1 protein-coding gene is annotated in these 798 nt (G+C 70.0%); it reads left to right on the top strand.

Annotation, left to right across the window (positions count from 1 at the left end):
• On the top strand, positions 1-798 hold a 798-nt coding region (locus AB4118_RS34060), incomplete at both ends, for a cadherin-like domain-containing protein (RefSeq protein WP_441493904.1).

Raw genomic sequence — 798 nt, 5'->3', positions numbered from 1 at the left:
GCTCGAGGATGTCTTCGGCGATCCGGCCAGCAACGACAACCTGACGCTCAGCCATGGCGGCGGCCTCTCCGGCAGTGCCGGCGGTGGCGGTGGCCATGACTTCGAGGGGATCGCCTCGGCCGGCGGCGGCTCGGGYGGCCACCACCCCGGCCCGGGCRGCCATTCCGGCCCGGGCGGCGAGAACCCTGGCGGACCCGGCGGTGAAAACCCCGGCGGGCCACGCAGCAACCGGGCGCCGCAACTYGCCGGCGTCGTCAACCTGCGCAGCATCGGGCGCTGCGAGACSCTGCTGATCACCGCGATCGGCCTGCTYGCRGGRGCRCGCGACCCCGATGGCGATGCGCTGTCGATCCGCAATCTCACCACCTCCAGCGGCACGCTGACCGCGGTCGAGGGCGGCTGGGAGTTCACCCCGGCGCCCGGCTATTTTGGCCCGGTGACGCTGAGCTACGAGGTCAGCGACGARACCGTCGCGGTCGCCCAGACCGCGCTCTTCAGGGTCGTCGAGTTCATCGAGATCAACGGCACGTCAGGCGATGACAGCCTGACCGGGACSGAATGCGCCGACCTGATCGACGGCCGCGACGGCAATGACGTGATCGAYGGCCGCGGCGGCTCCGACATCCTGCATGGCGGCGCCGGCAACGATTTCATCCGCGGCGGCACCGGCCATGACCTGATCTATGCCGGCCGCGGCAACGACATCGTCTATGGCGGCGAGGGCAACGACACGATCTATGGCGGCGACGGCGACGACAAGCTCTTCGGCGAGGATGGCGACGACATCATCTATGGCGA

Source organism: Allobosea sp. 2RAB26, from assembly GCF_052115465.1.
Taxonomy (GTDB): Bacteria; Pseudomonadota; Alphaproteobacteria; order Rhizobiales; family Beijerinckiaceae; genus Allobosea.
The sequence above is the reverse complement of the archived record's forward strand: the minus strand, read 5'-3'. Positions and strand labels throughout refer to the sequence as shown.